25 protein-coding genes are annotated in these 24,026 nt (G+C 57.8%); all 25 read left to right on the top strand.

All coding sequences use genetic code 11. From position 1 onward, the window contains the following. Positions 1 to 331 precede the first annotated feature (331 nt). The 25 genes from M4I36_RS07575 to M4I36_RS07455 all read left to right on the top strand — a co-directional run bounded on the left by M4I36_RS07575 (position 332) and on the right by M4I36_RS07455 (position 24,015). Positions 332 to 589 (top strand): HU family DNA-binding protein, encoded by a 258-nt coding sequence (locus M4I36_RS07575; protein WP_258111131.1) that lies wholly within the window; start codon positions 332 to 334, stop codon positions 587 to 589. Between the two features lie 56 nt (positions 590 to 645). Next, positions 646 to 1,317: a hypothetical protein gene (locus M4I36_RS07570; RefSeq protein ID WP_258111130.1), complete on the top strand. Its 672-nt coding sequence runs from the start codon at positions 646 to 648 to the stop codon at positions 1,315 to 1,317. 73 nt (positions 1,318 to 1,390) lie between these two features. Next, positions 1,391 to 3,178 carry an ATP-dependent helicase gene (locus tag M4I36_RS07565; protein WP_258111129.1) on the top strand — a complete coding sequence of 596 codons (1,788 nt, stop codon included), beginning with the start codon at positions 1,391 to 1,393 and terminating at the stop codon, positions 3,176 to 3,178. Beyond that, the gene (locus M4I36_RS07560) at positions 3,175 to 3,627 is read left to right on the top strand and encodes a hypothetical protein (RefSeq protein WP_258111128.1); all 453 of its coding nucleotides are present in this window, start codon (positions 3,175 to 3,177) and stop codon (positions 3,625 to 3,627) included. Before M4I36_RS07565 ends, M4I36_RS07560 begins: the two co-directional genes overlap by 4 nt. Then, complete coding sequence (locus tag M4I36_RS07555) at positions 3,624 to 6,182, top strand: type IV secretory system conjugative DNA transfer family protein (RefSeq protein WP_258111127.1); 2,559 nt, start codon at positions 3,624 to 3,626, stop codon at positions 6,180 to 6,182. Before M4I36_RS07560 ends, M4I36_RS07555 begins: the two co-directional genes overlap by 4 nt. Before the next feature lie 76 nt (positions 6,183 to 6,258). Continuing rightward, a complete protein-coding gene (locus tag M4I36_RS07550; RefSeq protein WP_258111126.1) occupies positions 6,259 to 6,930 on the top strand; it encodes a hypothetical protein in 672 nt (223 codons plus the stop codon). Next, complete coding sequence (locus M4I36_RS07545; protein WP_258111125.1) at positions 6,927 to 8,012, top strand: hypothetical protein; 1,086 nt, start codon at positions 6,927 to 6,929, stop codon at positions 8,010 to 8,012. Before M4I36_RS07550 ends, M4I36_RS07545 begins: the two co-directional genes overlap by 4 nt. Then, on the top strand, positions 7,981 to 9,222 hold the full coding sequence (locus M4I36_RS07540; RefSeq protein ID WP_258111124.1) for a MinD/ParA family ATP-binding protein: 1,242 nt from the start codon (positions 7,981 to 7,983) through the stop codon (positions 9,220 to 9,222). The genes M4I36_RS07545 and M4I36_RS07540 overlap by 32 nt, the downstream gene beginning before the upstream one ends. Next, a complete protein-coding gene (locus M4I36_RS07535; protein WP_258111123.1) occupies positions 9,219 to 10,034 on the top strand; it encodes an SAF domain-containing protein in 816 nt (271 codons plus the stop codon). The genes M4I36_RS07540 and M4I36_RS07535 overlap by 4 nt, the downstream gene beginning before the upstream one ends. Beyond that, positions 9,994 to 11,385, top strand: a complete 1,392-nt coding sequence (locus M4I36_RS07530) for an ATPase, T2SS/T4P/T4SS family (protein ID WP_258111122.1) — start codon at positions 9,994 to 9,996, stop codon at positions 11,383 to 11,385. The genes M4I36_RS07535 and M4I36_RS07530 overlap by 41 nt, the downstream gene beginning before the upstream one ends. Then, entirely contained in the window at positions 11,382 to 12,275 is an 894-nt protein-coding gene (locus M4I36_RS07525) for a hypothetical protein (RefSeq protein ID WP_258111121.1), read from the top strand. Before M4I36_RS07530 ends, M4I36_RS07525 begins: the two co-directional genes overlap by 4 nt. A gap of 62 nt (positions 12,276 to 12,337) precedes the next feature. Next, on the top strand, positions 12,338 to 13,153 hold the full coding sequence (locus M4I36_RS07520; RefSeq protein ID WP_258111120.1) for a hypothetical protein: 816 nt from the start codon (positions 12,338 to 12,340) through the stop codon (positions 13,151 to 13,153). Between the two features lie 14 nt (positions 13,154 to 13,167). Next, entirely contained in the window at positions 13,168 to 13,419 is a 252-nt protein-coding gene (locus M4I36_RS07515) for a hypothetical protein (RefSeq protein ID WP_258111119.1), read from the top strand. Positions 13,420 to 13,572: 153 nt separating this feature from the next. Then, on the top strand, positions 13,573 to 13,998 hold the full coding sequence (locus tag M4I36_RS07510) for a hypothetical protein (RefSeq protein ID WP_258111118.1): 426 nt from the start codon (positions 13,573 to 13,575) through the stop codon (positions 13,996 to 13,998). Beyond that, positions 13,995 to 15,257: a hypothetical protein gene (locus tag M4I36_RS07505; protein WP_258111117.1), complete on the top strand. Its 1,263-nt coding sequence runs from the start codon at positions 13,995 to 13,997 to the stop codon at positions 15,255 to 15,257. Before M4I36_RS07510 ends, M4I36_RS07505 begins: the two co-directional genes overlap by 4 nt. Further along, complete coding sequence (locus M4I36_RS07500) at positions 15,220 to 15,759, top strand: hypothetical protein (protein ID WP_258111116.1); 540 nt, start codon at positions 15,220 to 15,222, stop codon at positions 15,757 to 15,759. The genes M4I36_RS07505 and M4I36_RS07500 overlap by 38 nt, the downstream gene beginning before the upstream one ends. 2 nt (positions 15,760 to 15,761) lie before the next feature. Continuing rightward, positions 15,762 to 16,397 (top strand): hypothetical protein, encoded by a 636-nt coding sequence (locus M4I36_RS07495; protein WP_258111115.1) that lies wholly within the window; start codon positions 15,762 to 15,764, stop codon positions 16,395 to 16,397. A 73-nt stretch (positions 16,398 to 16,470) separates the two neighbouring features. Further along, complete coding sequence (locus M4I36_RS07490; protein WP_258111114.1) at positions 16,471 to 17,034, top strand: hypothetical protein; 564 nt, start codon at positions 16,471 to 16,473, stop codon at positions 17,032 to 17,034. Further along, positions 17,034 to 18,332, top strand: a complete 1,299-nt coding sequence (locus M4I36_RS07485; RefSeq protein ID WP_258111113.1) for a ParM/StbA family protein — start codon at positions 17,034 to 17,036, stop codon at positions 18,330 to 18,332. Before M4I36_RS07490 ends, M4I36_RS07485 begins: the two co-directional genes overlap by 1 nt. Further along, positions 18,326 to 19,762 (top strand): hypothetical protein, encoded by a 1,437-nt coding sequence (locus M4I36_RS07480; protein WP_258111112.1) that lies wholly within the window; start codon positions 18,326 to 18,328, stop codon positions 19,760 to 19,762. Before M4I36_RS07485 ends, M4I36_RS07480 begins: the two co-directional genes overlap by 7 nt. Further along, positions 19,759 to 20,175, top strand: coding sequence for a hypothetical protein (locus M4I36_RS07475; protein WP_258111111.1), 417 nt, complete (start codon positions 19,759 to 19,761; stop codon positions 20,173 to 20,175). The genes M4I36_RS07480 and M4I36_RS07475 overlap by 4 nt, the downstream gene beginning before the upstream one ends. A 79-nt stretch (positions 20,176 to 20,254) precedes the next feature. Beyond that, positions 20,255 to 20,572 carry a hypothetical protein gene (locus M4I36_RS07470; protein WP_258111110.1) on the top strand — a complete coding sequence of 106 codons (318 nt, stop codon included), beginning with the start codon at positions 20,255 to 20,257 and terminating at the stop codon, positions 20,570 to 20,572. Positions 20,573 to 20,590: 18 nt separating this feature from the next. Beyond that, on the top strand, positions 20,591 to 21,448 hold the full coding sequence (locus M4I36_RS07465; protein WP_258111109.1) for a S1 RNA-binding domain-containing protein: 858 nt from the start codon (positions 20,591 to 20,593) through the stop codon (positions 21,446 to 21,448). A 12-nt stretch (positions 21,449 to 21,460) separates the two neighbouring features. Then, positions 21,461 to 22,219 (top strand): metal-dependent hydrolase, encoded by a 759-nt coding sequence (locus M4I36_RS07460; protein ID WP_258111108.1) that lies wholly within the window; start codon positions 21,461 to 21,463, stop codon positions 22,217 to 22,219. 764 nt (positions 22,220 to 22,983) lie between these two features. After that, positions 22,984 to 24,015 (top strand): recombination directionality factor, encoded by a 1,032-nt coding sequence (locus M4I36_RS07455; RefSeq protein ID WP_258111107.1) that lies wholly within the window; start codon positions 22,984 to 22,986, stop codon positions 24,013 to 24,015. Positions 24,016 to 24,026: the final 11 nt, after the last annotated feature.

The following is a 24,026-nucleotide window of genomic DNA, read 5'->3' as shown; positions in this document are numbered from 1 at the left end:
GACAAAAGATTCGCCTAGCGGCGAGCGCCTTATATCCCCAGCGCTAAAGCGCGGGGCTTTACGGCGCATTCGGTAAAACATCCATCCTTCGGAACTCGCTTTCGCTTGGCCCGGATAAGCCGCAGCGGCCGTCCGGTGCTTTGGGAGCAGGCTGTGTAGACCCTCAAAGCCTCTGTCTGTTCGACCGAGAGCGAGCAGGTGCTCTCCATTGTCGCGTTTGGAGCGGGAGACGCCGTGGATATTCGCTCAATATTGGGCGAAAAGTGGCCCGAATCGGGCGCAACTCCCAGTTATACTGGAGACATCTTGAAGCTAAAGGAGCCAAAGTCGTATGAGCAAAGAAAGTCTATTCGCACACGTATCGTCAGAGCTCCCCAAAAAACAGGTAGAGGCGCTCTGGTCCGAGTTTCAAAAAGCGATCGTCGCCGAACTGAAAGCCGGGCAAGAAGTCACCCTCCAAGGCGTCGGGAAGCTTAAACCCACCGTACGACCGGCGCATACCGCTCGCAACCCGCAAACGGGTGAGAGCATCGATGTACCGGAGAAGCAGACCGTCAAACTCTCCGTCAGCAAAACCTACGCCAGCTAACGACCGCGCGGTCCTACGGGGCCGCTTTCTCAACCCACACCGAAGGAGCGATGCCTATGTACGAAGCTGCCGTGCTTGCTCAAGGATTCGTGTCGGTGCCGGTCTACTATCTCCGCGAATACCGTCGTCGGATCGGCGATGGCGATGCGTTCGTCCTCTTGGTGGCCCTGCTGACCTTCCCGGACAAGGAGGTGGCGCTTGCAAGACTCTCTGCCATGACGGGTTGGGAGACGTCACACCTCATCGAACGTTTGGAGAAGCTGCAAGCGAAAGGCATCCTTCACTTGGCCTACGTCGGTCCCGAACGGATCCGAGTCTCGTTGTGTCTGGAAGAACCGGAGGAGCGGTCCGTCCGTCCCGTATCGCCGCCGAAGGCACCGAACGAGACGCGCGACCCGTATGCGGAAGTGGACCGAGCGATGCAAGTGGCCATGGACAACTACGCCTATCGTACGCAGCGTCACGACTACGTGGTGCTCAAGCAACTGCTCGAGGGCGGCATGCCGCTGGACGTCATCTTATCCGGCATCCAGGACGTCTTTCGTACCCACAAAGAGCCTAAGCGCATTCGCAGTTTCGCGTATGTGGCGGAAATCCTCAAAGACGTCTACGCCAAAGAGCGGATTAAAACCATGCCCTCCCCCCCAACGCCGCTTCTGGCCACGGCTTCGTCCAGTGTACGCGATGCCCGATACGCCAACTTCTACAAACTTTTCCCCAACGACTAAAACTTGTCCTAAAAATGTCCGAACGCCCTCCTTCGATGCCATGACAATAAAGAGGCAAAGGAGGGCGTTTGATTTGCCGAGTCTGGAAGGATTGAATCCTGCGCAGCGCGAGGCGGCACAGCACAAAGACGGTCCCTGTGTGGTTGTCGCAGGTGCAGGAAGTGGAAAAACGACCATGCTGGTGCTGCGCATCCTCGGGTTAGTCGAAAGTGGGGTGCCACCCCAACGCATCTTGAGTTGCACGTTCACGAAAAAAGCGACGGAAGACATGCGAACGCGTCTGGAGCAAGCGATGGGACCGAGGGCGAAAAACGTGGTGGTCACGACGATCCACGGATTGGCCCACCGGATGGTGGTTCCGACGCTCGGTCCCGGCTGGCAGTTGGTGCCTAATAACACCTGGATGATCGAAGTGGTTTTAGCCCCAAAAACCTCGGTCAATCCCTATGGCACCGGACTTGGCGAGCGCTTCTCGCCCGAAGAGGTACAGCAATGTCTGTCGGTCGCCAAAAATTCCGGATGGACGCCTGGTCAACTGTCCGACCCAGACCAAAATCGCGTTTTCGACGCGTATGAACGCTGGAAGACGGTGCACAAAAAGCTCGATTTCGACGATCTGCTCGTGCGGGCTCATCGGCTCTTGTACAACGATCCAGCGTTTTTCCGCACCGTGTCCTCTCGCTTTCAGTACGTGCTGGTGGATGAGTTTCAAGACACGAATTGGGTACAGTGGCTTATCTTGCAAAAGCTTGTGGAACCGCATCGGAATCTCTTCGTGGTCGGGGACGATTATCAGTCGATCTATGGGTTTCGTGGTGCGAGACCAGAGCTCATTCTAGAGTTTTCTAAGTACTATCCGGACGCCAAGATCGTCTTGCTGGAGCGGAATTATCGGTCGACGGAAACCGTGGTGCAAGCGTCGAATCGCGTGATTCGTCTGAGCAAAACGCAACGCGTCAAGCGCGTAGTGGCCCATCGGCAGGGCGGAGACGCTGTCCGAATCTTGGCTTGTGAGACTCCGGAACAGCAAGCGCTGCGCGTGGTGGAAACGATTCAAGGACTGAAAACGGCGTTTCCGGAGCTGGGTTGGTCCGATTTTGCGGTCTTGTATCGGACCAACACGGAGTCGCGGGATATGGAAGAAGCCTTCACCGAGGCAAAAATGCCGTTTTCCATCGTCGGAGATCAACACTTTTACGAGATGCCTGCCGTCGTGTCCGTGCTCTCGTATCTGCGCGTGGTCGAAGCCATCCAGCGCAAGGCCCCGATTCCTCCCGAAGCGGTGTTTCGCAGCGTCGAATTCCCTAAAAAATTGCTCTCGTCCGTTGCGAAAGAGTCCCTGCGGGCGAATGGCATCGACGTCGTGTACCGAGAGCCGGAGCGGTTCGAACCTTATTTGGAGCTCTTGGAGCGGCTGCTTCCCATCGAACAACCGAGTGCGTTTCTGGAGACCTTGAAACAGGGGGTGCCGGGTTGGCATGACAGCCAAGAGCTTCCTGCCTGGTGGTCCTCACTCCAAGTAGCCTCGAAGCGACATGCGACGCTACGCGCCTTTTTGAAACACGTCGACTGGGTTCTGGACCAAGCCAAAGAACCGAAACCGGAGGCCATTCCTTGCATGACGATTCACCGCAGCAAAGGTCTCGAATGGAAAACGGTGTTTGTGCTGAACGTGGTCGAGGGATCCATCCCGTACGCGAAGGCGCAAGGCGAAGCCTCCGCGCTCGACGAAGAAACACGCTTGTTTTACGTGGCCATGACGCGGGCCAAAGACCGATTGTACGTCCTGTATCCAAACACCCTCGGCAACGCATCCACGGTGCCGTCGCGGTTTTTAAGAGAATTGGAGGGAATGTCGTGACGTTCGTGCTCGAAGATCTGTACGAAGCGCTGGTCCGGGAGGTGGATGAGCGACTGGACCAAAACCGTATCCAGGAACGCTTGCAGGCGGCCTTTCCATCGGCGGTCGAGCGCATGTTCGACGAATGGGATCGGCTGCTCCTACCCCTTCAAGAACGGTTTGCAGCGTATCCCTCCGACATCATGGCTGATGTGTGGCGCGTGGAGCGGACGGACAACAGCTATGTGATTTCTCTCTGGGATCGGCAACTGCGTTTGCAAGCTGGGGATTTACAAGTGGTCGCGAAAGATGCGACGGGTCAAATCTGGATGCGCTTTTTTCTCGTCGAGGAAGGGGCGGAGACGGCCTTTTATACGGTGACGGAGCATCGCGAGGAACGCCAGGATCGCACCCACTGGGTGCACTTGCTGGCAACGTGTCTGCTGCCGAAAGGAGTGAGCGCCCGATGAAGACACTCGCGCTTCCCCAACTCATGTTGCCCCAACACGTCGGTGTCCTAGAACGGGTAGGCGTCCTCTTACTCGCCGTGCTGGCACTGTGGATTCTGTCGGCTTTTTTTCGCATCGCAAGGGGGTTGCTCACGGTACTGTTGGTCGGGATCGCGGGATACGGACTGATGCGCTTGGCCAAGTGGGGCAATAAGGTCGGGCGAACAGCGTTGTCTTGGCGGCATCAGGCGTCCGGGATGCGTTTGCCGGTTCTGCGCGGCGCTTTGGGCCTACAAACGCCGCTCATACAACTGGGAGACCTCTGGGTCCTGCTGCTCGTGCTGGGGATGGTTACGGTCGCTTGGATTGGGATGATGCGGCGCGGGTACGGCCTAGGCTACGCTGTGCGCCGTGTGGTGAGTGTGTATCGGCGTCCGATTCGACGTGGCAAAGCCCCCTTGTATGAGACACCGGACGTCGTGATCGGCCTCAGCCTCGGAGAAGCCGAACCAGGACTTCCGGGGGATCGGGAAAAGTCGGGGAAAAAAGTCATCCTGCGGGGCAGCGACCGATGTTTGAACATGGGTATTGTCGGTCCCATCGGATCGGGGAAAACGTATCGGACGATGAAGCCGATGATCCATCAAGACCTAGAGGCCATCGCCAAGGGCACCCTGGCGAACGTCCTTTGGATGTCCCCACAACCGGAGCCTTCCATCGAGACCTACGCAGAGTCTCTTGGCATCACCGTGCGCCGGATCCATGTGATCGACGGTCAAGTCGGAGGGAAAGGCACCAACGTGCGGTTTAATCCCTTGGCGGGCGCCACGATGGACGACATTGTGGCGAACATGAACATCCTGTTGAACGAACAGACGGGGGACAAGGCAAGAGGTGCCGCTTTTTTTGACGATATGGCGGCTCAGGCCACGACCGACTCGTTGCAACTGTACCGTTATCTGTACGGCTTTGACACGCTGGGGAACCCCGTAGAGATAGACGTCATCGGTTGGTATGACCGCTATCTGGTGCAGATGGACGACCTTTTTATGGATGCCGCACGCGTGCGTGCAATGGCCCATGGCGACGCGTCCACCAGGGCGCATTCGAAGGATGCACGCCTCGATCACTTTCAAGCCACGCTCTGGCCAAGACTGTCGCAGGCAGAACACAAGATGCTGGAGCGAGCGGCCAATAGCATTTACAGCGAATTTGGCGGCAGCGTCGACGGAAAGAACGCCGAGGCGTACAAGAACATTTTGCGTGGGTTGCGTGGGAAAGTGCGCGTGCTGATCTCCAGTCCCTTGGTTCAAGCGTTGTTTGGGCATCCGGGGGAGCAGTCGGAGGGGGAAGAGCGGCCGAATTTTTCCTTTGAATCCTGGATCGACCCTCCCGAATGGATGCCGACGAAAGACGCGACATCCTTCGGCAATGGGCCAGACGCGGCACGTGCCCACCCTGGGGAACTCCTCTCCGTGATCACAGGGCAAACGGAGACCGGGAAATTGGTGGGGCGCATGATCCTGGTCTTTTTGCAGCAAGCCGTGCTGCATCGCCCTGGGAAAGACAACGACAAACCGCCGGTCTATACCTATGTGGACGAGTACCCACTGTATGCGACGCGAAGCATCCAAGAGATTCGCACACAAGGGCGTAAGCATGGCCATCAGATGGTCATGGCGATGCAGTCTCGTGCGCAGATGGAAGAAGTGGGACGCGGGTATCTGCACACGATGGAAGGATCGACGCGACATTGGATCTACCTCTCCAATCTGGGATACGAAGACGCACGGTTTGTGTCCCAAGTGTCCGGTTCGGTATCCCGTGTCAAGACGACTCGGTCTGCTCGACAAATACGCGCTGGAGGACTGGGGAAAGACGATGGGCATCCGCTCGTCACGAAAAGTCACAGCGAGGAGAAGGTGCCGAGGTTCTCTATCGAGTACCTCCGATACGGCCTCACCGAACACGAAGCGTTGTACGTCGGGGTGTCCGAACAACGGGGCCAACTGCCGCAACGCATCCGGATGATCGAACCGACCATAAAAGCGTCGTTGCAACGGAAAGTAGCCCGAGCTTCGAAGACGTCTCACACGGCCGAGAAACGTCGCCCCATCTCGGTCTATCCTTCGAAAGCGGCGGTGGCAAGAGCCAAGCGTCCCCTGTTCACATGGGGGTCTAAAACCCTCTACGTCTATCGATATGGCGTGTCTTTTGAGGCAGACCCGTCCGACGACGTTTCGAAAGCAGAGCAGTATGCGACGGACCCACCTGAGACACCGACGCCGAAAGGGAGCGTAGTTGCAGAACCTCGGGCGCGTCTTCGGATCATCGCTACGGGGGACGAAGTCCCTGCGAAGAACGTCTCTTCTTCGATGGAGACACCCATCGAGGCCGAACCTCCCATGCGTCAAAAAATTCGCATGGCGTTCCAAGACAGGGGAAAAGCGGAAGTAGCGTCGAGTCAGGAGGAGCTTGGAACCTGTCCAAAAGACGGGCATGCGTACGGCTGGAGAACCACCCAAAGCGGGGAGACCTACGTGGCGTGCTCGTTTTGCGGCAATAAGAAACCGTGAAAGATGTCCTAAAAATGTCCGGTCGAGTCCCTCGATGTCTGTCACGATGGACGTATCTCAAAGAAAGAGGTGCTACGTGTTGGAAAGCCTATCGTTTGTACACTACCCATCGCTCGAAACCGTTCAGATCCCATCCGATAGGAAGTTGCTCGTCCTCGGCCAGCAAGAGTGCCTGTCAACGCACGCATGGCTCGGTCGCACATGGCTTCGGTGGACCGAAGAAGGGGCTTCGGTCCTTTGCGTGGACGGAGTACACGATCCCCTTTGGTTTCCGGAGCGAATCCTAAAGGATCCGATACGACTCTCCGGAGTCCCACTTTCGGAGAGCGTCGTCATCCGTGCCGACACGTTCTCGCGATTCATCCACGCCTTGGAAGAGGTGTATGCGGTCCTGCGGACACGCGCGGTTCAACCGACGGTGCTGCTTCGTCTGGGAGGCATGCGAGAGTTGCTCGATGCTGAAATCGATGTGTTGCGCCGGTGTCTCTATCCGTTGTTGGGACTTTGCTCGAAATTGGTGCTGGCACTCGAAATTGCGGATGACATCCTAGATGCACGCGATTTTGCCAGGTTACCTGAGATGTTCCCGCTTCAAGTGTGGACGGACAGTGCGATGGGGTATGGGTATACGCACTATATGCAACACACGCTGAATCTGGATTTACCGAAGCTAGAGACCTCTGAAGCCTTGCTGTGCGGATTTCAAACCGCACTGGATGTGGACGTTCGAAGGGGGGCATGGGGATGATTGTGTACGATGGGACGAATTTTCCGGACATCCATCCTTTTGTAGAGTCGATGGCGAACCGAAGGGGCCTTATGCTCGAAGAGGGTACAGCGCTTGCGAACCTCTCCTCGGAGGCGCTTTCTGGAAACGTTTTGTTCCTTTCGGACGAACGCTTTGACGGCATGAGCGATGCGGCGATACTCCAAGCACTCAAAGGATTGGCACAAACGGGGGCGATCCTGTGGTATCTGGGCACCGTGCGAGACGATGTGGCGTTTGAAACCGAGCTGCGATCTTTAGGATGTTCCGTCCTGCTCGTCGAGTCTCTCGAACCGGACGAACTGGTTCACTGGCTGGAAGAGAGTTTGCAAAAAGCACACACGGCGCAAACGGGTCGAGAGAGAAGGGAGACATCGCCCCCTCTGCCCTCGCCATCGGCTTCTTCCAAAGCCCACGATGCGATGGGTCTGTTGGTATCGGGCTTGCCTGGGGCAGGCACGAGCTTTGTCGCGCTGTCTTTGGCGAGTACGTGGGCAGAACAGGCCCCCTGTACGCTCGTCGAGGCGGGATTTCGACCGACGCTCTCCACGTGGCTGGGAGAGGAATCGGGAGAAGCCTTGCTCCACTTTACCCATCCCATTCGACGCGGCCCTTTAACGATTCGCACCCGCAATCCGTTTGACGAAGGACCGGAACCGTCGTTGCGTGCTTGTCTCGACACGATGGACGAGGCTCGGTGGGTCCTGGATGTGGCCTTGCAGGATTATCTGACGTGGGAACACCCTGCCGCGCAGGTGTTTCGGGTGTTGGTCTTGACGGCGGACATGCATCATCTTCGGATGACGGAAGGATTGACAGCCGATGCGGTGGTCATCAATCGCTGTCCCTCGCACCTTCCGCTCGACCGCGAGGAATATACGCGGTATTTTCCGGACGCAACGATGGTGTTTTGGGCGTGGGAGGAACGGCAGGCGGAGGCCATCGTTCGAGGGGAACCGCTGGTCACGCATGGAGAAGCCTTGAAAGGACAATGCCGAGCTTTGTTACAAAGCCTGGAGGAGGGGAAACGTCGTGTATTTGCTGGATCGCTCGGAACGTCGTGAACTGCGAAGACAAGCTCTGGCACCTTGGGCGGTGCAGGTCGTCTCTGATCTCACGGAACTCGTCGGCGTCGAGCCCGATGGGGTGGTTGTGGATGCCGTCGGGTATTCTCCTCAGACGATGGCAGAGCTACAAGCCTGGGGGTGGGAGGTCTATGCCGTCGCAGAGAAAGTGACCTGGACGCTTCGCCGTCAACTCAAAGAGATTCCAGAGGTCTTAGGCGATGCCGAGTTGGTCGAGTACCTAGCCAAGACCTATCCCGTGGCATCGGTGGCTCAAGCATCGGTGGCTCAAGCCAACCCTGACGTGGCCGTGGCCGCTCTGGAGACTGGGCCAACCCAGGTCGAGTCGGTGCATCGCAAAGCGCGACTGTTCGTGCTCGCCCCGCTTCGCACGACGGGCACCGGAGGCGGCAAGACCGGATTGACGTTTAACCTGGCGGCCTATGCGGTGCAAGCGGGACTGCGTGTGCTTTGCATCGATCTCGATCCGAGCGGGACGCTTGGCAACTTGGCCAACACGCACGGACACCTGTCCATGACGACGGAACATTGGATGCATCTGTACAAACAGCGCTCCTCAGAACGCTTGACGGAGCGTACGGTGTCCGAACATGTGGAGCGCGACGAGCGATACGGTTTTGCCTTCGTGGCCGCTCCAGGCCGCCAAGATGTCGTCCCTCCTCAAGGACTGGCCTGGATGATCGATCAAGTCTCGCCGTATTTTGATTGGATCTTGATGGACACGCACGCCTCGTTTACAGAGACCCTGCGCGAAGCGCTGCTCTGTGCCGACGAGCTGATTCTTTGCGGCGTGCACGATCCCGTCCAATACCCGATGTACAAGGATACGATCGATCTCATGACGCATCCCTTGCTGGTCGGCAAATCGCCAGAGCATCTGCACATTGTGCTCAATCGGGCCTATCTCGGCAAGCAAAAACAACTGGAGCTCTCGGAGATGGAACGCCAGTTGACCGTGCCTGTTGAAATTGCAATCCCAGAGGATCCGGCTTATTTTATGGCACGTTCCAAGCATCAAGCCATCGCCATCGAGCAACCCAAGGCGGAGAGCGCGAAAGCAATGAAACCGCTCTTGGACGCTTTGGTGGCTACGAGTCTGTCTTTGCAGCTGCCCGCTTTGGTGTCGCCGAACCCACGGCGTTCTGTGTGGGGCAGAATCTTACGGAAAAAGGCGGTGTCGACCCATTGAAAGCCTCTCGGCTGTATCGTTACGGCGGCATCGTGGTGGGGATCGCCGCTGCGGTGCTCGGCGGATGGGCGGTCTATCAGGCGCGCAAAACAGAGCCCGTCTTGGTAGCCGCGAAGTCGATTGCCCCCTACACGTTTGTCACGCCCAACGATTTTGTGATCCGGGATTTGCCCGTCGCTGCTGTAGCCAGCGATGCTTTGCACAGTGCGCTGTGGGTGGAGCATCGGATGACCACCATGGCCCTCTTGCCGGGGGAACAAGTACGCAGCGCGATCTTCGATGACAACACCAATGTGCAATCGCTCGTCAACGCCACGACAGGGGAAGGGGACGTGGTCGCCCCGGTGCGCTACAAAGTCGGTGCGCTGGAAGAGTACATCCCTGCGGGTACGACCGTCGACTTATCCGGCGTCGTCGGCCAGGCCGTGGTCAGCTGCCAAGTCTTCGTGCTACAAAATACGGGCTACGAATCGGTGCTCGGCGTACCGACGAAAAATGCGTCTCCCATGCTGCTTGTGCGGATGCCACGGACGACTTATGTGCAACTGTTCAGCGATCTCAACGGACACAACGTCAGTGTGGCCCTCATCGAACAAGGGGAGGGCCACGCATCCTCCCCGATACCAAGCCAAGGAAGCCAAGGAAGCCAAGGAAGCCAAGGAAGCCAAGGAAGCCAAGGAAGCCAAGGAAGCCAAGGAAGCCAAGGAAACGTAGCGTCGAAAGCCCAAAGGACAAAGACGTCGCACTCCACGCCAGAAAGGAAGGTCGATCATGAGCGGACCCACCCTAGCCGATCTTCTCGGGGAAATTGAAAACAATCGCAATGCGTCGATGGATCGGAAAATTGCGAGTGCGTTGGCCCTGCGCGAACCGTCCCTGCACAAAAGCTCGACTCGGCTCGAACAACAAAAAGAGGCGCTCCTCACCAAACTGCGTCAGGATTTGGATTTCATGCGGTCGCATCCGACCGAACAAGAGACGAGGGCCTATCTCGCCAAACTGGTCCAGCGCAAAGAGGTGGAGTGGTACGGGGTGCGGCCGACCGACGCCATCGAAGCGTGTTGTGTGGATTTGTACCACTACGGACGATTGCAACCGTTGTTTCTCGACCCGTTTGTCACCGACGTATGGGTCGTCGGTACGTACGGGGTGCTGTATCAGAAAGCGGGCAAAGTGGCTTGGTACGTTGGAGACGATGGCGGCAAAGTGCACTTTCAAAGTCTCGAAGAGGTGCGAGAGTGGGTCGAGCGAAAGCTCGGGAAAGACTTTCACTTGGATTTGTCGCTTCCGAGTCTCGATGCGATCTTCTTGGATGGGACAAGGCTCATGTATCGCAGTCAAGCGGCTGGATTCAGTCACTTTGCAGACGGGACTGAATATCGCCTCGAACGAAATCAGCCGCTGCTGGCCATCCGCAGGTTTGGCCGAGAGTGGACGTTGGAAGAGCTCGTCGCCAGTGGGATGCTCACTCAGCCCATGGCAGAGTACTTGGTCTTGCTCCCGAAGACTCGGTCCAGTGTGATTTTGGGGGGACCGACCGGAGCGGGCAAAAGCACGTTGCAAAACGTCCTGCTGGGTTATCTGCCCCAGGACGAATTGACCGGGATCCTCGAAGATACGCCGGACGCCCGGCCGCAGGGAGGTTTTTTTGTCCGTTACTGGACGCAACATCCCAACGGAGAAGATGTGGGAGAAATCACGATTGCACAAAATCTCTTGGATGCGAAACGCTCGAACTTCCGCAACATCGTCGTGGCAGAGATGCGCGATGGACCGACCGCCCTACGTGCCGTCGATGTCGCCATGATGACCAGCGGATTTTTCTCCACCACAACGCATGCGGTGACCCCGAAAAAAGTCATCGAAGCCTTCGTGAACTTGCTGCAATCCGCGCCCGAGCGACCGAGCGAACGACGGTGTTACGAGTTGTTTGCTACGGTATTTCACCACATCGTCTGCCTGGAGTGGTTGCCCGAACGCCCGCCGCAAGTGACGGCCATCGCAGAGGTGTTGGAGACGACGGAGACGAGCGTGTCGTATCGGACGGTCTTTGAACGGGTGGGCGACGAGGTGCGCTATCACGGGCTATCGGAGCGCATGCACCGCTTGCTACAGAAGCATCATCTGTCCGTGCCGGATGCGCTCGAAGGAGGGATCGCATGAGCATCGCGCTGATTGTGACCGTGTTGGGAGGACTTGCGGTCTTGCTCGTCCACCAGTCTCGACAAGCGTCCCAAAGAGAGTATCTTGCTCAACTGCGCGCGTTTTTCGGCGAAACCCGCTGGATGCGTCGTCCGGATACGTGGTGGCGTCGGTATGGGCGCACACTCGATACCGATCTGCAACGGATCGGCATCCGCATCCCGATTCGAACCCTTGAGCGAGGCTATGGACCTTTGGCTGTGCTGTTTGTCCTCGGTGCGACGATGGTGCTGCATCTCTCCATACTGCTGACGCTCACGGTGCTCGTGCTCTGCACGCTGCTGCCAAGGCAGGTGGTCTCCGAACTTTCGGCACGCTATCTCGTCCGCTTGCGCCGTGCTTTGCTCCGAGATGTGCTCGACACGGGGATTGTGACGCTGCATTCCGGCACGCTCGAAGAGGCTTGCTCTGAGATCGAGAAAAGTGCTGTCTCTCCCGTCATCCGGCGTGAATTTCGCATCATCAACGAACTGGGACAGGCACCGGGGATGCGCTTGGTCGATGCCTTCGTCCTTCGCGCCGAAAAACTCGGGGTCGACGATGTCACGTTGTTGGCTCGTCTGACGAAAGAAGCGGAGCAGCGCAACGCTTCCCTATCGGCGCTCTGGAGCGAGACTCGGCACGTCATGGCGCTGCAAATCCGGACGCACGAACAGATAGCACAGCAGAATTCGCTCTTTCGAACCGTGGCGATGGGCCTGTTTGTCGCGCTCGTCTTGTTTGTCCTGTTCGGTTCGGCCTCGCTGCATCTGTCGCCCTTGTTGCAGTTGGGTGAATGGGTGACGCTGATCGTGTTTTTCATCGGCGTATCCCAGATGGCCAAAACCATCCGCACTGAAAAGTTGTCCTAAAAATGTCCGAACGAAAGCTTGAAGGTCTGTCAGCATGAAGGGGAGAGGAGGTGTAAGAGGCGTTGGTCGCATGGATCGTCGGAGGCATGCTGTGCTTTGCGGGGATGCTCTTCGTGGCTTCCTTCGCAGCGGCGCGAAAAGAGGTGGTAGCCCGCGTTCGTGCGGATTTCTACGGAGGGTCGCAACGCGTGTACCGCGTGCATAAGTCACCGCTCGAACCGTGGCATCCCGTGTACGAACGCTGGATTCGTAAGGCAGGGTCGAAACAAAGTGCCGCTTCGGTGGAACGCAAGCAATGGATCTTGGCCTTGTTGAGCTTTGCTCTGACGCACGTGCTGACGCACGGTTGGATGCTGGCCACAGCGCTCGCGGTGTTGGGATGGTGTCTGCCGTTGCTCCAACTGCGGGGAGCTGTGAAGAAACGTCATCGAGACATCTCTCGCCAGATGAAGACGTTCTTGCTGTTCTTGCGGCTGTACGTAGAACGCGGGGATAGCCCTCAACAGGCGTTGGAACACACACTGGTGCAAGTCGACGGGGTGTTTCGCGACCTCCTGCTCGATGTGCTGGCCTTGATGCGGGCGATGACGTTTGCACAGGCTATGTCGTACCTCGCGGAGCAAGTCGACCATCCGGAACTGTCCACGGTGGCCAAACTGCTGCGCCAGTCCAGTCAATACGGAGCACCGATGGTCGACAAAATCTCGCAAGCCTTGCAAGAATTGAGCGACAACGAGCACGATCGCATGGAATCTCTTAAAACCAATGCTCGACAAGTCGTCTACTTCAAGTTTCTGTTGTTTTTTGTGAGCCCCATCGTCCTCGACGTCATGCTGTTTCTGTGGGGGATGTTGGGAGGCGTATTTCATCAATTTTAAAGGGGAGAGCCTTTGTGAAAACGTTCGAACGTGTGAAAGAAGGCATTTTGAGAGGACAACGTCGTCTGCACGCCTATTGGGCCACCTTTCGGATGGCCGCTTTGCCGGGCAGCTTCGAAGAAATGACGGGTCGAGCCTGGATGTTTGTGGCGGTCATTGTCGCCGTGCTGCTCATCTTTGGCCCCAAGGTGCTCAGTTTTGTCGAAAACGCCCTAGGAACCAGTATTAACACCACGAGCAATGCGTTCAATTTCCCGGTCGCTTAAAGCAGACTGTTTGAGAGCAAAGGAGGCTAGTGAAACCATGGATGAGTGGATCACAAAAGTATGGCCTTGGATACTCTTTCTCGTCCTCCCCTCGGCTCTCGTACCCACCGTAGGTCATGTGTGGTCGATGGTCGGCGGAAAGTAGGCCCAAACATGGAAGAAGGACTGCTCACGAAAGTATGGACCTTGTTACCGTGGGTCCTCGTGCTCACCGTCTCGCTGACGTTGGCGATGCCCTTGGTTCACGTGTGGTCAACGGTCAGTACGGCATCGTTTCAAGGCTCCAAGATGGCCGAAGCAGGCGAAGCGCCGTCGTTGGTGGACGCGTGGATGACGTCGGTCATCGACCAACGTCTCCCCACCACCGAAGGGGGCACGTCCCTGTTTAACGCCGACAGGGACGTGCAATGGTTGCCCACGGGTCCCTCGGAAGAAGCCGTTCGAGTCACCTACCATTGGCCCGTGTTTTGGCCCGTGGCTCACTTGATCCACGAGGTCGGACCCACGGTCCCCATCACATCCGTCCGAGTCTTTGCCCTCTCATCCGAGGCCAATCAGGGGGTGGTGTATCAAGTATGACGACGCTGCTCACGCGCGTTTGGTGGATGTTCGTGGCGTTGTTGATGCTCTTTGGCACGCTGTTCTTCGCACTCTATGGACACATGGCCAATCAGTTGGCAGCAGCAGCGAAACGAGCGGCCAGTGTTGCGGCCATCACCGCCGATACCTCAGCCATCGACGATGCGGCCGAAGCGGGACTGCCTTGGTTTGAACCGTCCACGGATATTCGGGTACAGACCGTCCATCAAGACGACATGGTGCAGGTCTCGGTCACGCATAACCTGTCCGTCTTTCCTGTGCTCACCCACGTGCTAGGGATCCCGGATACGATACCTGTCACGAGAGTGGCCACAGAGGCACTGGACTATCCGCACAATGGACTGCATGCCCTGGTGACGCAGGCTTCACCCTCCCCGGTCGCCATCCATGCCGTACAGTTGGATGAGATCGGATCGCAAGTGCATCTCTACGTCGAGGGGTACGGATTCGGCCCGGCCCCTCAAGGGGTACCTGGCACCACGATGCAAGCCCACTTTGTGTTTCGAGACCTCACCGAAGGGTGGTTTGCTGGGAGTCCGTCCAGTGGTCTCGCTATCACGTATGCCGCATGGACGCCAAACGAGATCGAGGTGACCGGCATCGAAGATCTGAATCGAGGTACCGAACGTCTAAACCCCGGCGATGTGTGTCAGATACAGTTGCGCACCGCATCCGGACAAGCCGTCTATGACTTTGTCGCCGACCCTGCCGGTTCGACAAAGGATGCGGTCTCCATCGAAGCGAGCGGAACGCGCGTGCCAACGACCGATCCGGTCACGCTCACCGCGACCAGTTCCGTATCCGGCAACGGTGTCGACGGGGTGGGTCTCTACAATGCCACAACAGGACAGACCGTAGCCTGGTCAGGCGCAGGGGACAGGGTCGCTGCTCTCGTGAGCCGAGGGGTTGGGGCGACTGAAGATTACTACGCGTATTACGGGCCAAAATCGCAGGTTGCAACGGCGCTCGCGACCAGTCAAAACGTGGCTGTGACTTGGGTTCCACCTGGCCCATCCGTGACGGCCGTGATGTATCTCGATCCTACAAGTCGTGGGGCTGTAGTGGACGTCTATGGCCCGGACATCCAGAGCGCCACGGTCGAGGGAGTGGGCTTATCGAATCCTACGGTCATCACGAACGACGACCTAGCGTTGACCGCTGCCAGTGCATCGGACGATGTGGGGGAGGTGCTGTGGCCCAATGGTACGGAGAGCTCGTTTACGGCGCTGGAAAATTAGTTGGACCGTCCGTGGCGATCTGGAAGACACTCTGGTCTTCGTTGCGGTCGCGTTCCCGCTCTCTTTGATCGTGCTTTGGTTTGCCATCTCTACGGTCAAAGTACTGCAAGCGCATGAAATCCTCTACAATACGGCCCAGTCGGCCGTCGTCAGCGGCGTGACGCAAGCCGAATACGACACACAATCCGGTGTCGATGGCACCACGTTTGCCTCCGGCATTCAAGCCTCCGTGGCCCAAGCGGTGACGGCAAGAACGTGGCAGACGGAGATGGCGTCGACCGGCATCGAGCACCTCATGCAGGTGTCTCAGGTAGCGGTGACGTTCCCCAGTCCTCAGACGGAGCAATTGACGGTGCACGTGCAATACCAGCCGCACGGAGTGTATGCCGCGCTGAGCGTGTTGAGCGGCCTACTCCACTCGGGCACCGTGCAGCCTCAGCCGTTTGTCTGGACGGTGGCTCCTACGGCTTCCTTCGATGCTCCTTCGGAAAGTGGGTTATGACGATGGAACGATGCTTGCGATGGGGAAGTTTGCTGTTCAGTACGTGGAGTCCTCTGTATCCAGGGATCGTGCCCTTTCAACTGATCGCGGAAAACAAAAGGCGAAGCTTTGTTTGTGCGATCATCGTTGTGATTGCTGCAATGATCGTGTGCATCGCTCACGGTGGGGTCCGATGGCTGGTGGCGGCGTGGCTCGCCTATATCATCATGGGCATGATTGTGTCCGGGCTCTATGGCCGGTTTCTTCAAGCTTACAATCAAAACCAGAGTGTATCGTTCATTCCGCTTCATCCTTGGCTAGAGCGACGCATGGTGCACGTGACGGGGGCGTGGCAACCGTCCACGCGCGTGTACGAAGTGCACTTTCAAGCATGGCAGGGGAAAGAACAGGTCCATGCCTCCATCCAACAGGCGCTAGACCGATTGCCCAAGGACGCTTCGATGATCGTGGTCGGAGCCACGTATAACCGACTGCTTGGGAGGATATCGGAACGCGCGCTTGGCGGGCTGGGATGGGCACATCAGGTCGTCTCGGCGCCGCTGCCTCGGGGTATCCGGATGCAACAACGCTGGAGTGCCCTCCAAGCCAAGCGTAGGCCATGGGAAGTCCACCTATGGCAGCGGATTCTGGACCGCTAAAGATGTCCTAAAAATGTCCGAACACCGGCACTCCCTTCGTGGACAATGAAGCCATGAAGGGAGTGTTTTTAGGTTGATGCAACGTTGGATGCGCAAAGGCAGTGTACTCGGTCTGGGCGTGCTGGTACTGGCGGGTGTATCGCTGGCGGCGGAGAACTTGCCCAGTCGAACACGTCCACCCTCTTCTTCGATCCACGCCAACACGCGCGCACCTCGGCTGAACGCACGCCTCGAAACGACGATTCCAGAACGTCAGGCGGCGCGTTATGAGGACATACCGGTCGTTGGCATGGATGGCAAGAGTACGAGGTTGTCCGCCCGTCAACGAACGTGTGTCTTTCTCTCCAGTTGGCGTGCTGCAGCCCTGCTCAAAGCCATTCCCTCCGACGCCAAGAACGTGGTCTTGGTGGTCGTCTTGCCGCGTCTTTCTCCGGAGGAGGAAATGGCCCAGATACGCTTGGCGGAACATCAAGAAGGGAAGTCGTTCCCGGTCTATCGTCTGCTCCATGAGTCCCCTTGGCGTTACATCGAGGGTGTTCCGCAAGTCGTCTTTTTTGCTCAGGGCCACCTGCGCGAAACATCCTATCTTCCGAGTTCCAACAGTCTTGCATGGCAATCAAAGGAGGCACACACCTGATGAACATCGCCATCGACCTAGGCAATCGATACGTCAAAGCGGTCGCCGACACCGGAGAACGCGTCCTGTTCCGCTCCGTCTATGCGCCCGGCAAACCGCGTCCCGTGCATAGCCTCAAGGGATCCGTACTGCCCTCTTCGGACACGATGCAGATGTCGTTCGTCGCTGAGGATGGAGAGAAGCATGTCTACCTTGGGAAAATGGCCGAACGATTTGGTCTACTCCCCGAATACGTCTTTGGCAACACACGATTTGAGAGCGGTTCGGCCACACTGCTCATTTGGGCGGCCATCGCGATGCTCGGCCAAGACGAGCCGATCCATCTCAGTCTGGATTTTCCGTACCGGGATGTCGAGAAGGGACGGTTGTTCGCACAGACACTCAAAGGACAGACGCCCGAGCTTCGGGTACCGGGGAGAGCAGCACGTTCCTACCACATCGAGAGCGTGGAGACGTTTGCTCAGGGCCTTGTGAGTGCGTATCTCTTGATGGGGACGCCCCTGCTCGCCTTCGACGATGGATATTTGGCCCTCATCGACGTCGGTGGAGAGACGACCGAAGTCGTCGTCTTGGAGCGTCTCGGAGAGGACTGGTTCGTGCATGACGCCTTGTCGGCTACGTTGGATCACGGAACCAGAGACTTGACGGCGGTGGTCCGTCAGAGTTTTGAAGCACAAACAGGGACGAGACTGGAGACCGAGCTCGCCGAACGTGTCGTCGAGCGGGGCACTATGTTTTATGCCGGGCAGGATTGGCGTTTCCCCGCCGAGGTCGACCGGGCCAAACAACGGCTTCTGACGACGCTACGGACACAGGTCCTCGAGTTGTGGGGACCGCAAAAGGCACGCATCCGCACGGTACTTTGGGGAGGGGGAGGCGCTGAAGTGTTGGATCCGCCCAGCGCATCGATTCGGTTGCACGCGTCGGAAGAAGTGCTCCAGAATGCCCAGTGGGCCAACGCATTAGGTTGCTTAGCTGCCATGCAAGGACAGGATCGCGGTGTCACATCGCACCCAACACCGTCGCATACTCCGGAGTCTCGACCGGAGTCTCGACCGGAGTCTCGACCGGAGTCTCGACCGGAGTCTCGACCGGAGTCTCGACCGGAGCCTCGACCGGAGTCTCGACCGGAGTCTCGACCGGAGCCTCGACCGGAGCCTCGACCGGAGTCTCGACCGGAGTCTCGACCGGAGCCTCGACCGGAGCCTCGACCGGAGCCTCGACCGGAGCCTCGACCAGAGCCTCGACCAGAGCCAGCCATCCCCAAACGCTTCCGAGAAGGGCGTTCCTTATGGTGAATCGTCGGGTCTCCTGGAGCCTGTGGACACTTTGCATCGCGCTGCTCTTTTTGACACTCTATAAAACGCCGTTTCAAACGTCCGATACGATCTGGAGTGCGTATTTCGGGCATTGGATGATCGTGCATCGGCATGTCCCCATGCACGATCATTGGACCTGGACGGCGTTCGGCCATCCCTGGGTCGCGCAAGAGTGGGGGTTCGACGTGGTGCTGTCGTGGGTCTCCAAAGCGTTTTTGTTCCGAGGCGTGGTCTTGCTCATGACCTTGGTGTCCACCGCCACGTGGACCCTGCTCGCCCTGCTGTTGCAAGCACGCGGACAAGCGTATCCAAAAGCCGTGACGGCCGCTATGGCGGTGCTCTCGCTCCCTTGGGATCAAATTCGCGCGGAGACCTGGTCGTATCTCTTTGTGGTCTGCACCTTGTGGTTGCTGTACTTAGCGAAACGGTATCGGTGGCAAGCCACGCTCTCGCTCCTGCTTCTGGACGTCGTATGGGTGAACGTCCATGGCAGTTTTGTGCTCGGTATCGCACTCGTCCTCGGGGCAGGCATGGTGGCGTATCTCCCGACGTTTCGCCTGCATTGGCTGGAGCACGAGCAAGACCGTGCGTGGGGCAAACAGGCCCTGTGGACGGGTGTGGGTATGACCGCACTGACCGGTCTGAATCCTCGGGGATATGCCTTGTGGAAGTTTGTGGTCTGGCTGTCGTTGGGGGCACACATCGGCCGATACATCCTCGAATGGCAGCCGCCTGTAGCCACCGAACTGTATACAGCAGGTCTTTTGATCGCTGGACTGGGATGGACGATATGGCGATTGATCGTGAAGGCTCCGATGTCGTTGTGGGACACGTTGCTACTGCTCGTAGCCCTCGTGCTCTTTGCCAAAGCCGTGCGATTTGGGTCGTATGTGTGTCTGTTGTTGCCGCTTTGGGGGACACCGCTGGCCTCTCTCCGTGCGCCTCGGAAGGCGTTGCGATGGCCTGCAGGTGCTGCCCTCGGGTGCGCGCTCGGACTGGCCGGTCTTAGTCTCTTCGAAGTCTTGCCCATCCGTGGCACACTGACAGACCATGCTGTGCCAAAACTCGAACCGAAGGTCGTATCCGTCGTCGAACGTATCCATCGTGAACATCCCCACTGGCGGCTATGGAATGGGTACGATCTCGGCGGCACGTTGGAGACGGTCGGCATTCCCGTATCCATCGACGGCCGCACAGGGCTGTACTTGTCCGACGGCATGATGCGTACCTACATGCAAACCACTCTGGCGGGGCCGTCCGCGATGCACGTGCTGAGAAGCGAGCGCATTCGCTACGCAGCCCTTGCGCGCACGGCACCGCTCGCTACGCTCCTAGACCACTCCCGACATTGGCAAGCGACGTATCACGGTCGTTACTACGACGTCTTTGTGCGGAGGATGGAATCGTGATGATGCTGCTTGGAAATGCGCTGCTCTGGATGATGCCTGCGGCGTGGGAAGACTATCAACATCGGCGGTTTCGGGTGCTTTGGCTGATCGGACTGTTCGCGATGGGCATCACCTTGCGATTTTGGGAATTTGGTAGTCTCTTGACGCTCGTATCGTCTGGGCTGGGTCTTTGGCTCATGGCGATGATGTGGGGCGTGTTGCATCGGTTCGCCCATATGGCCAGTGGCGATGGATGGATGCTGCTGGCGCTTGGAGCCACGCTCGGCCCTATGCTATCGCTCGAAGGGATCGCGGCCAGCCTTGGCCTCCTCTTAGCGCACGCTGTGGTGCGCAGAAGGCACGGCAAACTGGCGTTGGTCCCGTTTTTATGGGGCGGATACGCACTCGTCTTGTTGAGTCATAGCCTGCTGTGAAAGTTGTCCTAAAAATGTCCGAACCAAGCCGCGAAAGTTTGGTGCAATAAGAACAACTCAACGGAAAGGAGGAAACGGGATGGAGCCAGCGGAGGAACTGCGCATTTTGCGAAGGGTGGTCAGCAAAAAACAAGAAAAACAAAACAAAGGTCCATCGATTCGCATTCGGAGCTTCCAAAAAGGTCGGGCACAGCCGTTTGTGCTCACGCTACCGTTGTTTGAAGTCCCACCGCCTGACAGCAATTTTGAAGAAGACGTCGCCCGTTTAGTGGACATCGCCTATCGACACGCCGAAGAACGGTGTCGGAACCTAGGCTATGATCGCATCCTCAGTATTGCCTTCAACGGCAAGGTGTGGGAAGCCCAACTGGAGTCGACGCGTAGCATGCCGTTTTAACCGAAAGGGGAGAGAGCGATGCAAGACATTTATATCAACATCACCGCAGAAGGAGCCTTACTTGGCAAAGAGACGCTCCAGACCGAAGACGAAGCCCAAAACGCGTATTTCCAATTTCGGAGCAACAACACCATCGTGCAGGCGCGCGTGGTAGGTTACGAAACCATCCGTCACTACCACAAGACGGCTGAGGGTCAGCAGTGGCATGAGGAACCCGCGCTCATTGTGGCATTCGGACAGCTCCTCGGACATATCCCGTTGTCGGAAAGCGGCATGCGCCATACGGCTTCGTGGCCGCGGATCGTGGGGCAATACCTGGCCTGCATGCCGGATCGTTTTCATACGGCGGAAGGACGCACGCTGTACTTGTTTTCGCGGGGTCGTGCCCTGGAAGCGATGCAAAAAGCGAATCTGGACAAAGTGCGTCCGGGCGTCACCTGGACGGGCGTCATTCGACGACGCAACAACTATGGATACCTGGTGGATGTAGGAGGATTTGAAGCGTTTTTACCGCTGTCCCACGTGTCATACGACGTCAATGCGCCGCACGTGCTTCAACGGGGCGATATGATCGATGTGAAGATACTCCAACAGGACGAGCGAAGGAAGCGAACCCGGCTCATCGTCTCCCGTCGAGAAGCACAGGCCAATCCGTACGATGTGCGCAAACATCAGTATACAGCGGGCTCGATATGGTCGGGGACCGTCCGTGGCATGCGAGGGAATGTGTTGTACGCGTACTTGCACGATGGGGTGCTGTGTCGGTCGGTCGTCGCGGCAGAGCGTACCGTATTTCGCATGGGCGATAAAGTGCTCATCCGAGTCCATCGTTGCGACGACGATCAAAAACTCATCGTAGGCTCGTTGGTTGGATAGGAGGTGTAGCGGATGATGGGGCGCAGTCACATGGCGATGGGCGCAGTAGGGGCCGTTCTCACCGCTCCCATCCTGTTGCGGACACCGGAGCAACCGCTGTTTCGATGGATGCTGGTGGCCCATGCCGCCCCCTCGATAGCGTGGTTTTTCGGATACCTTGTCGCCTGTCTGTTCGGTTCTCTGTTGCCAGACCTGGATGAGTTCCATAGCCTTGCTTCTCGCAAGCTCGAACAGGTTGTCGTGTTCACGACCCTGCTCGGAGCGGCTGGGCTGGTGTTTCTCTTACATCTCGCGTCGCTGTGGGTTGCGTGGGCCGGTGTGTTGGCCCTGACCCTTGCCTCTCGAACCGCGCACAATGGGTCGCGCCGCATCGGGTTAGGACTTCTTTCACTGGGGATAGGGTATCTGGCGTTCAGGCACGTCGTGCCGATCCTCGCGGCGGCTGGGCTTGTGCTGTGGTGTGTGGGAGCGATGTGGAGCAAGCACCGGACCTTCACGCATAGTCTGTTGGCCGTCGCCCTGCTGGCCACAGCTGCGTTGGCCAGTCCCATGCCCGCAGCTTGGGCCTCGCTGCATTGGCCCCTGCTCTCCATTGGAGTGCTGCTGGGCTACCTCTTGCACCTCCTCGCCGATGCCGTGGCAGGGGGGGTGCCGCTCCTTTGGCCCTGGCCAAAGCGGTTGGGTGTTCGCCTTGTGCAAACCGGCAGTTGGCAAGATCGAGGCATTGGTCTGATCGCGTTCGCCTCGTTCCTCTGCATGCTCGTGTTCTAAGGCTGGGACAACGCCTGATACGAAGGACAACACGCCAACTCATGGCAGTTGGCTTTTTTCTTTCGAACGCAGATGGGAACGGGGGGCGTTTCGTGGGAAGTACCTGCGTTCTGTGCGCTTTGGATGCACCTTCAGGACTTTTGAGGTTTCGCACAATCCGCCTTGGAGCCCCTTTCTCCGCCGGGTCGAGCGTTCTCAAGAACGCCATCCGCTTTGTTCCATGAATGGGAGAGAGTAGGCTTGTTTTCTAGGTTTGAAGGGGGTATGATGAGGTTGTACAACACTTTTTCCATCCCAGCGCCTGAGTCACTCCGTGACGAGTTGTGGATGCATCAAGGGCTACTCCGTAGCGACACCTTGATAGACGTCGTAGGTCGCCTCTCACCGTCGTTGTCCCTGGGTTCCCAAGCACCACCTGTACCCTGACGTGCCAGCTTCGGGTTAAAGCAGTACCCAGGCACGGAGCAGACGTAAAACTGCTTACACTATGGCCTTCTGCGCAGCAGTCTGGTAAATTAAAGTGTCCAGGCGCAGATGTGATACACTTCGCGCAGTGACCCGCTGTGCTCATGCTGGCAGGCTTTTCGAACTGCCGAAAGACCCAAGCCGAGTAGGCTGGAAAACACGATACCGCAGGTTCTTTTTGGCCTGCTCATAAAAAGCGAACGCAAAAGCGTCTCGAGGATTTCCCGTGGGGGAGTCGAGGGGCGTTTTGGTGTTCGCTTTTTTGTGTTTTCTGGCCTCTTACCAAGGAGGAGGAACGCATGATCAAAGGCTTCAGTGAGCCCAAACGCTTGCCGAGGGTAGGCAAAATCTATCTCGGTCTCAAGCAAGAACACCCAAGTGGGAAGACCTACCCTACGGCGACCGACCATTTTGTGGTGCGCGCCGATGGGGTCAACACGACCACGGAAGCGGCGAACGCCTTCCACGCCGTGTACGGAGACCAGCCGAAAGACATCACCATCGCCTTCCCTTCGGACGACCCGGAAGTGTTTATGCCGCAGTATCTGTCGGCGTATCGGGGAGCCCTTGGGAAAAGCGAACTGTGGTGCAAAGGAGACGGCGAAACGGCACGACGTGCCGACGATCAGGGCGGATATGTGGACGTCCCGTGTTTGTATAAGGACTGCCCGATCTTCAAAGAGAAGAAGTGCAAACCGTTGACACGACTGTTGTTCTTGTTACCCGATGTCCCAGGGATTGGAATTTGGGAGATCGACACGACGTCGTACTTCGGATCGCAAAACCTCACAGCTTGCGTTCAGATGATCCGTCAACTCACGCGCGGCCGCATTGCGATGATCCCGCTCAAGTTGCGGGTCGTGCCGCAGACGGTGAGTCCCGATGGGAAGACCAAGACGGTGTACGTGCTGGACTTGAAGCTGGAGGACGTGAAGATCCGAGAACTCATTCACCGGATCCCGACGATGGTCCTCGATGCCCCGGTGGTCGACGTCTCGGATGAGATGCCCGATGACTTGTACATCGAAGACAACTTGGTCCGGGATGTGGACATTCAAGCGGCCAAGGCTCCCAAAGAGCCGCTGGTCGTGGTCGATGTCGCCATCAAGACGTACGACCGTGTTCGTTGGGGTTTTCTCAAGCTCCTGGACGCCGACGGTCAGACGACGACGTACTGCACGCACGACACGACGCATCTGTCCCTGCTGAAACGACTGGAAGTCGGCAGTAGGGTCGAGGCGGTGCAAGGCGTCCCCAGTACGCTTCGTCCCGAATTCATCGAGATGACCCAACTAAAGCCGTGGACGGCAACGCAGTCTTCGGCGAGCTAACCCCATTCAAA

The organism is Alicyclobacillus sp. SP_1, from assembly GCF_024706985.1.
Lineage (GTDB): Bacteria > Bacillota > Bacilli > Alicyclobacillales > Alicyclobacillaceae > Alicyclobacillus_I.
This window is presented reverse-complemented; position numbering and strand designations above follow the sequence as displayed.

Bases quoted from the DNA above. Each gene is read 5' to 3' on its own strand.
- M4I36_RS07495 (WP_258111115.1), top strand. From the start codon at position 15,762: ATGGAACGATGCTTGCGATGGGGAAGTTTGCTGTTCAGTACGTGGAGT.
- M4I36_RS07485 (WP_258111113.1), top strand. From the start codon at position 17,034: ATGAACATCGCCATCGACCTAGGCAATCGATACGTCAAAGCGGTCGCC.
- M4I36_RS07575 (WP_258111131.1), top strand. From the start codon at position 332: ATGAGCAAAGAAAGTCTATTCGCACACGTATCGTCAGAGCTCCCCAAA.
- M4I36_RS07570 (WP_258111130.1), top strand. From the start codon at position 646: ATGTACGAAGCTGCCGTGCTTGCTCAAGGATTCGTGTCGGTGCCGGTC.
- M4I36_RS07510 (WP_258111118.1), top strand. From the start codon at position 13,573: ATGGAAGAAGGACTGCTCACGAAAGTATGGACCTTGTTACCGTGGGTC.
- M4I36_RS07460 (WP_258111108.1), top strand. From the start codon at position 21,461: ATGATGGGGCGCAGTCACATGGCGATGGGCGCAGTAGGGGCCGTTCTC.
- M4I36_RS07500 (WP_258111116.1), top strand. From the start codon at position 15,220: ATGGTACGGAGAGCTCGTTTACGGCGCTGGAAAATTAGTTGGACCGTC.
- M4I36_RS07465 (WP_258111109.1), top strand. From the start codon at position 20,591: ATGCAAGACATTTATATCAACATCACCGCAGAAGGAGCCTTACTTGGC.
- M4I36_RS07525 (WP_258111121.1), top strand. From the start codon at position 11,382: ATGAGCATCGCGCTGATTGTGACCGTGTTGGGAGGACTTGCGGTCTTG.
- M4I36_RS07530 (WP_258111122.1), top strand. From the start codon at position 9,994: ATGAGCGGACCCACCCTAGCCGATCTTCTCGGGGAAATTGAAAACAAT.
- M4I36_RS07545 (WP_258111125.1), top strand. From the start codon at position 6,927: ATGATTGTGTACGATGGGACGAATTTTCCGGACATCCATCCTTTTGTA.
- M4I36_RS07470 (WP_258111110.1), top strand. From the start codon at position 20,255: ATGGAGCCAGCGGAGGAACTGCGCATTTTGCGAAGGGTGGTCAGCAAA.
- M4I36_RS07480 (WP_258111112.1), top strand. From the start codon at position 18,326: ATGGTGAATCGTCGGGTCTCCTGGAGCCTGTGGACACTTTGCATCGCG.
- M4I36_RS07505 (WP_258111117.1), top strand. From the start codon at position 13,995: ATGACGACGCTGCTCACGCGCGTTTGGTGGATGTTCGTGGCGTTGTTG.
- M4I36_RS07455 (WP_258111107.1), top strand. From the start codon at position 22,984: ATGATCAAAGGCTTCAGTGAGCCCAAACGCTTGCCGAGGGTAGGCAAA.
- M4I36_RS07555 (WP_258111127.1), top strand. From the start codon at position 3,624: ATGAAGACACTCGCGCTTCCCCAACTCATGTTGCCCCAACACGTCGGT.